Origin of the sequence: Actinotalea lenta (assembly GCF_030586465.1) — a bacterium.
Lineage (GTDB): Bacteria > Actinomycetota > Actinomycetes > Actinomycetales > Cellulomonadaceae > Actinotalea > Actinotalea lenta.
Genome location: NZ_JAUQYP010000001.1, coordinates 2,249,961 through 2,264,408 on the forward strand (window position 1 = coordinate 2,249,961; position 14,448 = coordinate 2,264,408).

Below are 14,448 nucleotides of genomic sequence, written 5' to 3' on the forward strand. Positions count from 1 at the left end.
TCCTCACGGCCGTCGCCAGGCGCGCCCGTCGCGGGCCATCATCGCGTCGGCGGACGGCGGTCCCCACGAGCCGGACGGGTAGGACTCCGGCGCCCCGTGCCGGGACCAGTAGTTGATGATGGGGTCGAGGATCTGCCAGGAGAGCTCGACCTCCTGCTGCCGGGGGAAGAGCGGCGGATCACCCAGCAGCACGTCCAGGATGAGGCGTTCATAGGCCTCGGGGGACGACTCGGTGAAGGCGTGGCCGTAGCCGAAGTCCATCGTGACGTCCCGGACCTCCATGGAGGTGCCCGGAACCTTGGAGCCGAACCGCAACGTCACGCCCTCGTCCGGCTGCACCCGGATCACCAGCGCGTTCTTGCCCAGCTCCTCGGTGGCGGTCGACTCGAACGGCAGGTGCGGCGCGCGCTTGAACACGACCGCGACCTCGGTGACCCGACGGCCCAGGCGCTTGCCGGTCCGCAGGTAGAAGGGCACGCCGGCCCAGCGGCGGGTGTCGATGTCGAGCCGGACCGCGGCGAAGGTCTCCGTGGTCGAGCTGGGCGCCACACCGGCCTCGTCCAGGTAGCCGACCACGCGTTCGCCGCCCTGCCATCCTGCGGCGTACCTTCCGCGCGCGGTGTGCCGCCCCAGGTCCTTGGGCAGGCGCACGGCTGAGAGCACCTTCTCCTTCTCGGCGCGCAGGTCCTGGGCGTCGAAGGAGACCGGCTCCTCCATCGCCGTCAGGGCGAGGAGCTGGAGGAGGTGGTTCTGGATCACGTCCCGCGCCGCGCCGATCCCGTCGTAGTACCCCGCGCGGCCCGCGATGCCGATGTCCTCGGCCATCGTGATCTGCACGTGGTCGACGTAGTTGGAGTTCCAGATCGGCTCGAACAGCTGGTTGGCGAACCGCAGCGCCAGCAGGTTCTGGACGGTCTCCTTGCCCAGGTAGTGGTCGATGCGGAAGACCGCCTCGGGGGCGAACACCTGGGACACCACGTCGTTGAGCTCGCGCGAGGACGCCAGGTCGTGACCGAAGGGCTTCTCGATGACGACCCGCCGCCACGCCCCGTTCTCCTGCGCCGCGAGCCCGGACCGGGAGAGCTGCTCGAGGACCAGCGGGAAGGCCTTGGGCGGCACGGACAGATAGAAGGCGTGGTTGCCGTTGGTGCCCTGGTCCGCGTCGAGCTCCGCCACCGTGGCACTGAGCCGGTCGAAGGCGTCGTCGTCGGAGAACTCGCCCTGGACGAAGCGGATCCCCTCGGCGAGCTGCCGCCAGGTGTCCTCGCGGAACGGCGTGCGCGCGTGCTCACGCACGGCGTCGTGCACGACCTGTGCGAAGTCCTGGTCCTCCCAGTCCCGCCGGGCGAACCCGGTCAGCGCGAACCCCGGGGGGAGCAGGCCGCGGTTGGCCAGGTCGTACACGGCCGGCATGAGCTTCTTACGGGCGAGGTCGCCGGTGACGCCGAAGATCACCAGGCCGCAGGGGCCGGCGATGCGGGGCAGCCGACGGTCGCGGACGTCACGGAGCGGGTTGCGCTCCGCCGTCACCGCCCGGCTCACCGGTGCGCCTTCAGGGCCTCGTCGACCGTGCCGAGCAGGTCCTGCCAGCTGTCGATGAACTTCTGCACGCCCTGGGCCTCGAGCTCGTCGGTGACCTCGGCCATGTCCACCCCGACGTCCGCCAGGGACGCCATGACCCGGTCGGCGTCGTCGAACGCCCGTGCGGTGTCACCCGTCACCTGGCCGTGGTCGCCGACCTGCTCCAGGGTGCTGCCCGGCATGGTGTTGACGGTGTGCGGAGCGACCAGCTCGTCGACGTAGCGGGTGTCGGGGTAGGCCGGGTTCTTCACGCTCGTGGACGCCCACAGCGGCCGCTGGGTCAGCGCCCCCGCGGCGGCGAGCTCGGTCCAGCGGGGATCGTCCTGGTACTGCTCCCACAACCGGTACGCGAGTCGCGCGTTGGCGATCGCCGCTGTGCCGAGCAGCGCCTCGGCGGCGTCCCCACCGATCTCCTCCAGGCGGCCGTCCACCGCGGTGTCGACCCGGGAGACGAAGAAGGAGGCGACCGACGCGAGCCTGGACAGGTCATGCCCGGCAGCCTTCGCCTGGGCGAGGCCGTCGAGGTGGGCCTCGATCACCTCGCGGTAGCGCTCGAGGGAGAAGATCAGCGTGACGTTGACGCTGATGCCCGCGGCGAGGGTGCGGGTGATCGCCGGCAGGCCCTCGACGGTGGCCGGGATCTTGATGAACAGGTTGGGCCGGTCGACGGTGTCCCAGAGCTCCCTGGCCTGCGCGACGGTGGCCTCCGTGTCGTGCGCGAGCCGGGGGTCGACCTCGATCGAGACGCGCCCGTCGACGCCGTCCGTCGAGGCGTACACCTCGGCAAGCACGTCGCAGGCATCGCGCACGTCGTCCGTGGTCAGGGTTCGCACGGCCGCCTCGGCGTCCCGGCCGGCGTTGGCCAGCTGTGCGAGCTGCGGGGTGTAGGCGTCCGTCCCGGCGACGGACGTCGCGAAGATCGAGGGGTTGGACGTGACCCCGATCACGCCCCTGGTGCGCACCAGGTCGGCGAGGCCGCCCTGACGCACCAGGGGCCGTGACAGGTCGTCGAGCCACACCGCGACCCCGGCCTCCGCGAGGTCGACGAGCGCACGTGGGGTGTCGATGGGTACGGGCAGCGTCATGACGCACTCCCTCCTGGGGCGGGCGTCGTGCGCCCGTCCGTCAGCGGTCCCCGGCGCCGCTCTCTGTCGGCACCGCGGCGCTGCCCGGGACGTCGGTGGACCCTGCCGCGGTCAGGGACTCGCGGGCCGCGTTGACCACGGCCTCCGCGGTGAGCCCGAACTCCCGGTAGAGGGTCCCGTAGTCCGCCGAGGCCCCGTAGTGCTCGAGTGAGATCGAGCGGCCGGCGTCGCCGACCAGACGGGCCCACGGCATGGCGATCCCGGCCTCGACAGAGACCCTGGCGCGCACCGACGGGGGCAGCACCTGATCACGGTAGGCACGATCCTGCCGATCGAACCACTCGAGACACGGAGCTGAGACGACCCGGGTCGCGATCCCGGCCTCTTCCAGGTGTGTCCGCGCCTCCACGGCGATCTGGACCTCGGAGCCCGTCGCGATGAGGATGACGTCCGGCGACCCGGTTCCGGCCTCGAGCAGGACGTAGGCGCCCTTGGCCACACCGTCGGTGGTCGCGAAGCCGTCCTCGCCGCGCGGGAACGTCGGCACGTTCTGTCGGGTGAGGACCAGGCCGGCGGGGTTGTCGGTGTTCTCCAGGATCACGCGCCAGGCCGCCGCGGTCTCGTTGGCGTCGGCCGGCCGCACCACGTCGAGACCGGGGATCGCGCGCACGGCGGCGAGGTGCTCGACCGGCTGGTGCGTCGGACCGTCCTCGCCCAGACCGATCGAGTCGTGGGTCCACACGAAGGTCGACGGGATACCCATCAGCGCGGCCAGGCGCACGGACGCCCGCATGTAGTCACTGAACGTGAAGAACGTCCCGCCGTAGGGCCGGGTCAAGCCGTGCAGCACGATCCCGTTGAGGATCGCCCCCATGGCGTGCTCCCGGATGCCGAAGTGCAGGGTCCGGCCGTACCAGGAGCCCGAGAACTCCTCGGTGGAGTGCTGTGGCGGCAGGAACGACGGCTCGCCCTTCATGGTCGTGTTGTTCGAGCCAGCGAGGTCGGCGGAGCCACCCCACAGCTCGGGCAGCACGGGTGCCAGCGCGGACAGCACGTTGCCCGACGCCGCGCGGGTCGCCATCGACTGGCCGGCCTCGAAGGTCGGCAGAGCGTCGGTCCACCCCTCGGGGAGCTGCTTGGCGCGCAGCCGGTCCAGCAGGGCTGCACGCTGCGGGTTCGCCTCGCGCCACGCACGGTAGGCCTCGTCCCACTCGGCACGCGCTGCGCCACCGCGACGGACGACCGCACGGGTGTGCGTGATCACCTCGGGGGAGACCTCGAAGGTGGCCTCCGGGTCGAAGCCGAGGACCTTCTTGAGCCCGGCGACCTCCTCGGCGCCGAGCTTCGAGCCGTGGGCGCCGTGGGTGTCCTGCTTGGTCGGAGCCGGCCAGGCGATGATCGTGCGCAGCCGGATGAACGACGGCTTGTCGGTCACGGCCTTGGCCTGCTCGATCGCGGTGAGCAGCTCCTCGACGTCCTCGCGGTACTCGGTGCCGCCGTGCGTCCAGTCGACGGACTGGGTGTGCCAGCCGTAGGCCTCGTACCGGCCCAGCACGTCCTCGTTGAACGCGACATCGGTGTGGCCCTCGATCGAGATCTTGTTGTCGTCCCAGATCACGATGAGGTTGCCCAGCTGCTGGGTACCGGCGATCGAGGACGCCTCGGAGCTCACGCCCTCCTCGAGGTCACCGTCCGAGGCGATCACGTACACGTGGTGGTCGAAGGGGCTCGTGCCGGGTGCGGCGTCGGGGTCGAGCAGCCCGCGCTCCCGGCGCGACGCGATCGCGAACCCGACCGAGCTCGCGATCCCCTGCCCCAAGGGGCCGGTGCTGATCTCGATCCCGCGGGTGTGGCCGTACTCCGGGTGGCCGGGGGTCTTCGACCCCCAGGTGCGCAGCGCTTCGAGGTCGGAGAGCTCCAGGCCGTAGCCGGACATGTAGAGCTGGATGTACTGCGTCAGGCTCGAGTGGCCCGCGGAGAGGATGAACCGGTCACGGCCCAGCCACTCCGGGTCGCTCGGGTCATGGCGCATCACCCGCTGGTAGAGGAGGTAGGCGAGCGGCGCCAGGCTGATCGCGGTCCCTGGGTGGCCGTTGCCCACCTTCTCCACAGCGTCGGCAGCCAGGACACGCACGGTGTCGACCGCGCGACGGTCCAGGTCGGTCCACTCGAGGGGGGTGTTCACGTCAGCACGTTCCTTCCCGGCCCGGCCAGGCCGTGGGAGCGAGGGCAGGCGGCCCGCACGGGGCGCGTCGCAGGCACGCCGGTACGCCGTCGGTGGCGCCCGGGCCGAGCCTATCGCCGTCGTGGACCTGCGCGCGGGCCCGCGGCCGGCGGCGGCGGGGGCGCAGCCCCGTTCGCCTGGGCGCCCGCCGCCCTGTCGCCTACCATGGGCATGCGCCGGAGGCCTAGGACCCGGCACATCCATCGGACGGTGAACGGAGTCTGCCCACAGTGCGCAGCGTGACGACGGATCCCTCAGCGGTCGTCGAGGGTCCCGCCGCGGTGGCGCGCGACACGTCGCGGGACCGGCTGGCGCGGGTCGGCCGCACCCTCGGGGCGTACGTCGCGCTGACCAAGCCCCGCATCATCGAGCTCCTGCTCGTCACCACCGTGCCGACGATGGTCCTGGCCGCCCGCGGGCTGCCGTCCCTGACGCTCGTGCTCGCGACCCTGGTCGGTGGCACCGCGGCGGCCGGCTCGGCGAACACCCTGAACTGCGTGCTCGACCGGGACATCGACAGCGTGATGAACCGCACCCGGCGTCGGCCGTTGGTGACCGGGGAGATCAGCCCGCGAGCCGGTGTGATCTTCGGACTCGTCCTCGGGGCCGCGGCGGTCGCGTGGTTCGCGCTGCTGGTCAACGTGGTCTCTGCCGTGCTGGCACTGGCCGCGATCCTGCTCTACGTCGTGGGCTACACGATGCTGCTCAAGCGCCGGACGCCGCAGAACATCGTGTGGGGCGGTGTGGCGGGGTGCATGCCCGTGCTGATCGGCTGGTCCGCGGTCACCGGATCCGTGGCGTGGGCGCCCGTGGCGCTGTTCGCGGTGGTGTTCTTCTGGACCCCGCCGCACTACTGGCCGTTGTCGATGAAGTTCCGCCGCGACTACGCCACCGCCGGGGTGCCGATGCTGCCCGTCGTCGCGGGCGACGTCCGGGTGGCGGTCGAGATGATGGGCTACACCGTCGCGATGGTGGCGGCGTCCCTCGCACTCGTGCCGCTGGCCGGGATGAGCTGGGTCTACGCACTGGCCGCCGGCGCGCTCGGGGCGTGGTTCGGCGGGCACGTCGTGGCGCTGTGGGTGCGGGCGCGACGGCCCGGGCGGGCCAAGCTCGGGGAGATGCGGGTGTTCCACCACTCGATCACGTACCTGACGCTGCTGTTCGTCGCAGTGGCGGTCGACCCGTTCCTGCCGGTGTGAGGTGGCGGGCGCGGACGGCCTGACACCGGCGGCGACGGCGTTCCTCGACCACCTCGCCGTCGAGCGCGGCCTCGCCGCGCACACCGTGGCCGCCTATCGACGGGACCTGGCCCGCTACTGCGCCTTCCTGACGGAGCACGGCCGCGACGATCTCGCCGACGTGACGGCCCCGGACGTGCGTGACTACGTCCTGGCCGTGCGGACCGGGTCTGACGGACGTCCTGCGCTGGCCGCGTCGTCCACCGCGCGCATGGTCGCGGCGGTCCGGGGCTGGCACCGGTTCGCGGCCGTGGAGGGCTGGACGCCCGGCGACCCAGCGGCGTCCGTGAAGCCGCCGAGCCGGCCACGCCGGCTCCCCAAGGCGCTGCGCATCGAGCAGGTGGGTGCGCTGCTGGACGCCGCGGGGCAGGGGGACGGGCCCGTCCCTGTGCGCGACCGCGCCCTTCTCGAGCTGCTCTACTCGACCGGCGCGCGCATCAGCGAGGTCGTCGGGCTGGACGTGGACGACCTCGACCTGGAGACCTGCCAGGTGCTGCTGCGCGGCAAGGGGGACAAGCAGCGGGTCGTCCCGGTCGGGTCCTACGCGGTCGATGCCGTGCAGGCCTACCTGGTGCGGGCCCGCCCGGCCCTCGCCTCGCGCGGCCGTGGCACGCCCGCGCTGTTCTGCAACACGCTCGGGCGCCGGCTCAGCCGGCAGTCCGCCTGGGCGGTGCTGCGCAGCGCCGCGGGACGCGCCGGGCTCACGGTCGCCGTGTCACCGCACACCCTTCGGCACTCCTTCGCCACCCACCTGCTGGCCGGGGGAGCGGACGTCCGCGTGGTCCAGGAGCTGCTGGGACACGCGTCCGTGACGACCACCCAGATCTACACCCAGGTCACCCCCGAGACCCTTCGCGAGGTCTACGTCGCCGCGCACCCCCGCGCCATCGGATGAGCCCGGTGAGGCACCGCTGACGGACGGCCCCGCTGGGGTAACCTCGGGCGCGTGACGAGCCAGGACACCGAGCACGCTGCCACCGACCTGGTCGGGCGCCCGATGCCGGAGTTCGGCGAGCCGGCACCGCTGGCCACCACGGGTCCGGCACGGATCATCGCGCTGTGCAACCAGAAGGGTGGCGTCGGCAAGACCACGACGACCATCAACCTGGGCGCGGCGCTGGCGGCGTACGGGCGCAAGGTGCTCGTGGTGGATTTCGACCCGCAAGGTGCCGCCTCGGTCGGGCTGGGCGTCAACCCGCACGAGCTCGACCGCACGGTCTACAACCTCGTGATGGAGCGCAACGCGTCGCTCGCCGAGATCGCGCGGCCCACCGGTGTGCCCGGTCTGGACCTGGTGCCTGCCAACATCGACCTGTCGGCCGCGGAGGTGCAGCTGGTCGGCGAGGTGGCCCGCGAGTCGGTGCTGTCCCGGGCGCTGCGTGAGGCCGAGGACTCCTACGACGTCATCCTCATCGACTGCCAGCCGTCCTTGGGTCTGCTGACCGTCAACGCGCTGACCGCCGCGCACGGTGTCCTCATCCCGCTGGAGTGCGAGTTCTTCGCGCTGCGGGGGGTGGCGCTGCTCATCGAGACGGTGGAGAAGGTGCGCGACCGCCTCAACCCCCGGCTGCAGATCGACGGAATCCTGGCGACCATGCACGACTCGCGCACGCTGCACTCGCGCGAGGTGCTGGCTCGGGTGCACGAGGCGTTCGGGGACCAGCTGCTGCACACCGTCATCGGGCGCACGGTGAAGTTCCCGGACGCGTCGGTCGCGGCCGAACCGATCACCAGCTACGCACCGACGCACGCCGGGGCCCTGGCATACCTCCAGCTGGCCCGTGAGCTGGTCGCCCGCGGCGATGCCGCCTGACGCGGGCGGCGTACCCGTCCGGCCAGGTCCGTTCGAGGTGCACCTGGAGAACTTCTCCGGGCCCTTCGACCTCCTGCTCGGGCTGATCGCCCGACACAAGCTCGACATCACGGAGGTGGCGATCGCCCAGGTCACCGACGAGTTCATCGCAGCGGTGCGGGCTGCTGAGGAGTCCGACGCGCCGTGGCCGCTGAGTCAGATCAGCGAGTTCCTCGTGGTCGCTGCCACGCTGCTCGACCTCAAGGCCGCCCGGTTGCTGCCCGGCGAGGTGGACGCCGGTGAGGACCTCGAGCTCCTTGAGGCGCGGGACCTGCTGTTCGCGCGTCTGCTGCAGTACCGCGCCTTCAAGGAGGCCGCTGCGGATCTCGCCGCCCGCTACACCGCGCAGTCGCGTCAGCTGCCTCGGGCGGTCTCGCTGGAGCCGCACCTCGCCGCGCTGCTGCCCGAGCTGGTGCTGGCCGTCGGGCCGGAGCAGCTGGCGGTGATGGCCGCGGCAGCCCTCGCGCCCAAACCCGTGCCCGTCGTCTCACTGAGCCATCTGCACGCCCCCACCGTGAGCGTGCGCGAGCAGGCCGCCGTGCTGGTGGACAGGCTGCGGCGCGCCGGGTCGGCGTCCTTCCGATCCCTGGTGGCCGACGCGGGTTCCACCCCGGTGGTGGTTGCCCGCTTCCTGGGTGTGTTGGAGCTCTTCCGGGAAGGGATGGTCGGTCTGGAGCAGGTCGACCCGTTGGGCGAGCTGACCGTGCGATGGACGGGTGCGGCCGAAGGCGACGTCCGGGTGAACGACGACTACGACGAGGCGGTCGCCGCGCCCGCGCCCGCCGAGGAGGACCGTTGAGCGATCACGAGGACCTGTCCCGTCCGGTGGACGACGCACGACCGCCGGCCGCCCCGGACGAGCTCGCCTTCGACGTCGCCGCCCTGCCGGGTGGAGCGCGCGCGGCACTCGAGGCCGTGCTCATGGTGGCCGACGAGCCGATCGCCGCCGTGCGGCTCGCCGCGGCGTTGGGCGTCCCGACCGCCGAGGTCGAGGACACCCTCGCGGTGCTGGCCCAGGAGTACCGGGCCCAGGAGCGCGGCTTCGAGCTGCGCGAGGTCGCGGGGGGGTGGCGGTTCTACTCGGCGGCGGCCCATGCGGACGTCGTGGGTCGGTTCGTGCTCGACGGGCAGACGGCACGGCTCACCCAGGCTGCGCTGGAGACCCTCGCGGTCATCGCATACCGCCAGCCCGTGACGCGTGGCCAGGTGTCCGCGGTACGTGGGGTGAACGTGGACTCGGTGGTGCGTACCCTCGCGGCACGCGGACTGGTGCAGGAGGCGGGCACCGAGCCCTCCGGGGCGGTCCTCTACGTCACGACCGCGTACTTCCTGGAGCGTATGGGGTTGACGAGCCTGGACGAGCTGCCGCCGCTCGCCCCCTACCTGCCGGACCTGGCGCACCTTGACCTGGACGCGGAGGCGGGGATGTGAGCGACGACGGTGTGCGGCTTCAGAAGGTCCTGGCGCAGGCCGGCCTCGGCTCGCGGCGTGCGTGCGAGGCTCTGATCGCGGCGGGCCGCGTTCAGGTGGACGGTGAGGTGGTGCGTGAGCAGGGCACGCGCGTCGACCCGGCCACTGCCGTGCTGCACGTGGATGGGTTGCGCGTCCAGCTCGACACCGAGAAGGTGACGATCGCCCTGCACAAGCCCGCCGGCGTCGTCTCGACGATGCACGACCCGAGCGGGCGTCCGGATCTGTCCTCGGTGGTCGCCGACCGTCGCCTGTTCCACGTGGGCCGGCTGGACGCCGACAGCGAGGGGCTGCTGCTGCTCACCAACGACGGCGAGCTGGCGCATCGGCTGGCGCACCCGTCGCACGAGGTGACCAAGACGTACGTCGTGACCGTCCAGGGGCGCGTCAAGCCGGCCGTCGGGGTTCGTCTGCGTCGCGGCGTCGAGCTCGAGGACGGGCCCGCTGCCGTGGACGAGTACCGCCTGCTCGACGCGACGTCGCAGCGCAGCCTCGTGGAGGTCGCGCTGCACTCCGGACGCAACCGGGTCGTGCGCCGGATGTTCGACACGGTCGGCTACCCCGTGATCCGGCTCGTACGGACCCGCATCGGCCCGGTGCGCCTGGGCGACCTCAAGCCGGGGGCCACCCGGCCCGTCGAGGGTGCCGAGCTCGGGGCGCTGATGGCCGCCGTCGGGCTGTGAGCCGGTACGCTCGCTGGCCGGCGAGGAGGAGCAGCGTGCGACACGAGGACGTCCGATGACAGGCTCCGGCGAGCACCCCGCGGCCACGGTGGGACCGGTGCGGGTGGTCGGCACCGGGCTGCTGGGGACCAGCGTCGGGCTCGCCCTGCGTGCCGGCGGTGTCGACGTGGTCCTGGCGGACCCGTCCCGGACCACCGTGCTGCTCTCGCGCGACGTCGGAGCGGGCAGGCTGCCGCGCGCCGACGAGGCCGAGCCTGCGCTCGTCGTGGTGGCCGCACCGCCGGACGTGACCGGGCAGGTCGTGCTCGCGGAGCTGGCGGCCCACCCGGGCGCGGTCGTCACGGACGTCGCCTCGGTGAAGGCCCCGGTCGCCGCGGAGGTGGCCGCGGGGGGCGGCGACCTGAGCCGCTACGTCGGGTCGCACCCGATGGCGGGTGCGGAGCGGTCCGGTCCGACGGCGGCGCGACCGGACCTGTTCGCGGGACGCCCGTGGGTGGTGTGCGCCGGGTCCGCGGAGCCGGCGTCGGTGCTTGCGGTCCGGGCGTTGGCGGTGGATGTCGCCGCCACGCCCGTGATGCTCGACGCGGCCGAGCACGACGCGGCGGTCGCGCTCGTCTCGCACCTCCCGCAGGTTGCGGCCTCCCTGGTGGCCGCGCGGCTGCGGGACGCGCCCGCGACGGCGCTCGAGCTCGCCGGGCAGGGCCTGCGGGACGTCACACGGATAGCGGCGAGCGAGCCGGGACTGTGGACGTCGATCCTGGCCGCGAACGCCGGCTCGGTGGCACCCGTGCTGCGCGAGGTCCGCCGTGACCTGGACGAGGTGATCGGAGCCCTGGAGCGCGCAGCGGTGGCGGGGGCCGAGCCCGCGGGTGTGCACGGGTCGCTGGCCGGGGCGATCGCGGCCGGGAACGCGGGAGTGGGTCGCATCCCCGGCAAGCACGGAGGCTCGCACGCGACCTACGACGTGGTCACCGTGCTCGTACCGGACCGTCCCGGCGAGCTCGGACGGCTGCTCGTGGACATGGGGCACGCCGGGGTGAACCTCGAGGAGCTGGCCATCGACCACGCGCCTCGCCAGGCAGTGGGACTCGCGTCCCTGTCGGTGCTTCCGGGCCTGGGCACCACGCTCGAGCAGGAGCTGACCGCACGGGGCTGGAGGGTGGCGGGATGACACGCACACCGCTGGTGGTGGCCGTGGACGGGCCCTCCGGCTCGGGCAAGTCCAGCGTGAGCCGACAGGTCGCGGCACAGCTGGACCTGGCCTACCTGGACACCGGTGCGATGTACCGGGCCGCGACGTGGCGGTGCGTGCAGCGCGGGGTCGACCTCATGGACACGGCACTGGTCGCGGACACGGTGCGGTCGATGGTGCTGCAGCTCGACCTCAACCCGCGGTTCCCCAGCTTCGTGGTCGACGGCGTCGACGTGGGCGTCGCCATCCGGGCCCCGGAGATCTCCGCCGTGGTCTCCCAGGTGGCCACGAACCTCGAGGTCCGGGCCGACCTCGGTGAGCGCCAGCGCAGGGTGATCGCGGTGGAGCGCACGCCGGACGGGTTCAGCGGGGGTCGGGGCATCGTCGTGGAGGGCCGCGACATCACCACGGTGATCGCGCCGGATGCGGACGTGCGGCTCCTGCTGACCGCCAGCGAGGAGGCCCGCCTCGCGCGCCGGGCTCGTGAGGTGCACGGGACCGACGACGCGGCAGCTCTGGAGGCGACTCGCGAGCACGTCGTGGACCGTGACGCCCGCGACTCCACGGTCGTCGAGTTCCGGACCGCCGCGGACGGTGTGGTGACCGTGGACTCCTCCGGACTGGACCTGGAGCAGACCGTGCAGGCGGTGCTGGCGCTCGTCGAGGACGTGGCCGGCCGGTGAACGGCGCGGGGGTACCTGGCCGGGCAGGGCCGGTCTGGTCACGCCGGGTCGGTTGGTTCCTCGGGCACGTGGTGTGGAACACGCGCGTCGTGGGCGCGGAGCACGTGCCGGCCTCAGGCCCGGTCGTCATCGCCGCCAACCATGTGTCGATCATCGACGGGCCGCTGGTGCACGGGGTGCTGCCTCGGGGGACGCACATCCTGGTCAAGCAGGAGATGTTCCACGGTCCCGTGGGCGGCATCCTGCGCGCCGCCGGCCAGATCCCGGTTGACCGGAACTCGGGACGCCGCGCGCTCGAGGCCGCGCTCGGCGTGCTGCGCCGCGGGGGGGCGGTGGGGATCTTCCCGGAAGGGAACCGTGGTCGCGGCGACGTGTCCGGAGTGCGCGCCGGGGTCGCATGGCTCGCGGTGCACGGTGCGGCGCCCGTGGTGCCCGCGGCGGTCCTCGGGACGCGTCGGACCGGTGAGCCGCTGGGGCACGTCCCCGGGCTGCGGCGCCGCCTGGTGGTCGAGCTCGGGCCGCCGATCCAGGTAGCCCTGCCTCCTGACGAACCGCGCCGACAGGCGGTGGGTCGGACCGCCGAGGTGGTGGCCGAAGCGCTCTCCGCGCACGTGCGGCAGGCCGCTGCGCGCCACGGGCTGCCGCTTCCGCTGGACGATCCCCGGGCCCTGCCGGGCTCGTGACCTGAGCCCGGTTCGGCAGCAGGGGGTGCTCCGGGGGAGGATGTCCGCCATGGAGACTTCCGACGAGACCGCACGCGAGCAGGCGCTGCGCGCCGGTCTGGCCGAGTACGACCTGGGCGAGGAGGACCTCGCGCTGCTCGACGGGGGCACCGAGGCGCGGAGCGCCGCCGTCGTCCCGCCGGCGACGGTCGCCGTGGTCGGGCGACCGAACGTCGGCAAGTCGACTCTGGTCAACCGCATCCTGGGCCGGCGCGAGGCGGTGGTGCTGGACACCCCGGGCGTGACCCGCGACCGGGTCAGCTACCCGGCTGAGTGGTCAGGTCACGCCTTCACGCTCGTGGACACCGGGGGGTGGGAGACCGACGTCGCCGGGCTGGACGCCAGGGTCGCCGAGCAGGCCGAGGTCGCGATCGACCTGGCCGACGTCGTGATGTTCGTCGTGGATGCGAGCGTCGGTGCGACGGCGACCGACGAGCGCGTCGTGCGGCTGCTGCGCAAGGCCGGCAAGCCCGTGGTCCTGGTGGCCAACAAGGTCGACGGACCGAGCGGCGAGGCTGACGCCCTGGCGTTGTGGAACCTGGGGCTGGGCGAGCCGCACCCGGTGTCCGCGCTGCACGGGCGCGGGACGGGCGACCTGCTGGACGCCGTGATCGACGCCCTGCCGGTGCGTGCTGCGGTGCCCGAGGGGGATCGTGAGGGTGGTCCGCGCCGGGTGGCGCTCGTCGGCAGGCCCAACGTCGGCAAGTCGTCGCTGCTCAACGCGCTGGCCGGGACGCAGCGCGTCGTGGTCGACGAGGTGGCCGGGACCACGCGGGATCCGGTCGACGAGCTGGTCGAGCTGGGGGACAGGCCGTGGTGGTTCGTGGACACCGCCGGGATCCGGCGGCGGGTGCACCAGACCAGCGGGGCCGACTTCTATGCCTCGCTGCGCACCCAGGCCGCGATCGAGAAGGCCGAGGTCGCCGTCGTCCTGGTCGATGCGAGCGCCCCGTTGACCGAGCAGGACACCCGGGTCATCTCCCAGGTCGTCGAGGCCGGGCGAGCCCTCGTCATCGCCTACAACAAGTGGGACCTGATGGACGAGGAGCGCCGGTTCTACCTCGAGCGGGAGATCGAACGGGACCTCGTGCAGGTGCAGTGGGCGCCCCGGGTCAACCTCTCGGCCCGCACCGGTTGGCACCGTGCGAAGCTCGTCCCAGCCCTGGAGACGGCGCTGGCGTCGTGGGACGCCCGCATACCCACCGGGCGGCTGAACGCCTTCCTGGGGGAGCTGGTGGCCGCCCACCCGCACCCGCTGCGCGGCGGCAAGCAGCCCCGGATCCTGTTCGCGACCCAGGCGTCGACCCGGCCCCCGCGCTTCGTCGTGTTCGCGACCGGGTTCCTCGAGGCGGGCTACCGTCGCTTCATCGAGCGGCGCTTGCGGGAGACCTTCGGGTTCGAAGGGACCCCGATCGAGATCTCCGTGCGGGTGCGCGAGAAGCGCAAGCGCTGAGTGGCGCCGCGGACGTGAGCGCACCGGCATCGCTGCGGTAGGATCGTCGTCGGCTTCGGCCGATCGGGATGTGGCGCAGCTTGGTAGCGCACTTGACTGGGGGTCAAGGGGTCGTGGGTTCGAATCCCGCCATCCCGACAGATGAAGGAGCAGGTCAGGGGCCGTTTCTGGGAGACCGGGAACGGCCCCTGAGCCGTGTGCGGGACTCGTCGCACGAGCGCTGAGCGAGCCGCGTCCGAGCTGCCCTCTCACGCCGGGGTCGCCG

General features: G+C 72.8%; 13 protein-coding genes and 1 tRNA gene. 11 read left to right on the forward strand and 3 right to left on the reverse strand.

The window, feature by feature from the left end; translation table 11 throughout:
* Nucleotides 1-3: 3 nt before the first annotated feature.
* From zwf to tkt, 3 genes are read right to left on the reverse strand one after another with little or no spacing between them, the layout of a single operon-like run.
* Nucleotides 4-1,542 (reverse strand): glucose-6-phosphate dehydrogenase, encoded by a 1,539-nt coding sequence (gene zwf, locus Q6348_RS10775; protein WP_304601294.1) that lies wholly within the window; start codon nt 1,540-1,542, stop codon nt 4-6.
* Entirely contained in the window at nt 1,539-2,666 is a 1,128-nt protein-coding gene (gene tal, locus Q6348_RS10780; RefSeq protein ID WP_304601295.1) for a transaldolase, read from the reverse strand. Before tal ends, zwf begins: the two co-directional genes overlap by 4 nt.
* A gap of 40 nt (nt 2,667-2,706) precedes the next feature.
* Nucleotides 2,707-4,851: a transketolase gene (tkt, locus tag Q6348_RS10785; protein ID WP_304601296.1), complete on the reverse strand. Its 2,145-nt coding sequence runs from the start codon at nt 4,849-4,851 to the stop codon at nt 2,707-2,709.
* Between the two features lie 278 nt (nt 4,852-5,129).
* On the opposite strand from tkt, the gene Q6348_RS10790 reads away from it, so the two are divergent.
* From Q6348_RS10790 to Q6348_RS10840, 11 genes are all read left to right on the forward strand, one after another.
* A complete protein-coding gene (locus tag Q6348_RS10790; RefSeq protein ID WP_434061991.1) occupies nt 5,130-6,089 on the forward strand; it encodes a heme o synthase in 960 nt (319 codons plus the stop codon).
* A 1-nt stretch (nt 6,090) separates the two neighbouring features.
* Nucleotides 6,091-7,023, forward strand: a complete 933-nt coding sequence (gene xerD, locus Q6348_RS10795) for a site-specific tyrosine recombinase XerD (protein ID WP_304601297.1) — start codon at nt 6,091-6,093, stop codon at nt 7,021-7,023.
* 102 nt (nt 7,024-7,125) lie between these two features.
* Nucleotides 7,126-7,941 carry a ParA family protein gene (locus tag Q6348_RS10800; RefSeq protein WP_304601962.1) on the forward strand — a complete coding sequence of 272 codons (816 nt, stop codon included), beginning with the start codon at nt 7,126-7,128 and terminating at the stop codon, nt 7,939-7,941.
* Entirely contained in the window at nt 7,931-8,779 is an 849-nt protein-coding gene (locus Q6348_RS10805; protein WP_304601963.1) for a segregation and condensation protein A, read from the forward strand. The genes Q6348_RS10800 and Q6348_RS10805 overlap by 11 nt, the downstream gene beginning before the upstream one ends.
* A complete protein-coding gene (gene scpB / locus Q6348_RS10810; protein ID WP_304605307.1) occupies nt 8,776-9,411 on the forward strand; it encodes an SMC-Scp complex subunit ScpB in 636 nt (211 codons plus the stop codon). Before Q6348_RS10805 ends, scpB begins: the two co-directional genes overlap by 4 nt.
* Complete coding sequence (locus Q6348_RS10815) at nt 9,408-10,133, forward strand: pseudouridine synthase (protein ID WP_304601298.1); 726 nt, start codon at nt 9,408-9,410, stop codon at nt 10,131-10,133. The genes scpB and Q6348_RS10815 overlap by 4 nt, the downstream gene beginning before the upstream one ends.
* 55 nt (nt 10,134-10,188) lie before the next feature.
* Entirely contained in the window at nt 10,189-11,304 is a 1,116-nt protein-coding gene (locus Q6348_RS10820) for a prephenate dehydrogenase (RefSeq protein ID WP_304601299.1), read from the forward strand.
* A complete protein-coding gene (gene cmk, locus Q6348_RS10825; protein WP_304601300.1) occupies nt 11,301-12,008 on the forward strand; it encodes a (d)CMP kinase in 708 nt (235 codons plus the stop codon). Before Q6348_RS10820 ends, cmk begins: the two co-directional genes overlap by 4 nt.
* Nucleotides 12,005-12,691 carry a lysophospholipid acyltransferase family protein gene (locus Q6348_RS10830; protein WP_304601301.1) on the forward strand — a complete coding sequence of 229 codons (687 nt, stop codon included), beginning with the start codon at nt 12,005-12,007 and terminating at the stop codon, nt 12,689-12,691. The genes cmk and Q6348_RS10830 overlap by 4 nt, the downstream gene beginning before the upstream one ends.
* A 49-nt stretch (nt 12,692-12,740) precedes the next feature.
* A complete protein-coding gene (gene der, locus Q6348_RS10835) occupies nt 12,741-14,183 on the forward strand; it encodes a ribosome biogenesis GTPase Der (RefSeq protein ID WP_350339664.1) in 1,443 nt (480 codons plus the stop codon).
* Nucleotides 14,184-14,247: 64 nt separating this feature from the next.
* Nucleotides 14,248-14,321, forward strand: a tRNA-Pro gene (locus Q6348_RS10840).
* Nucleotides 14,322-14,448: the final 127 nt, after the last annotated feature.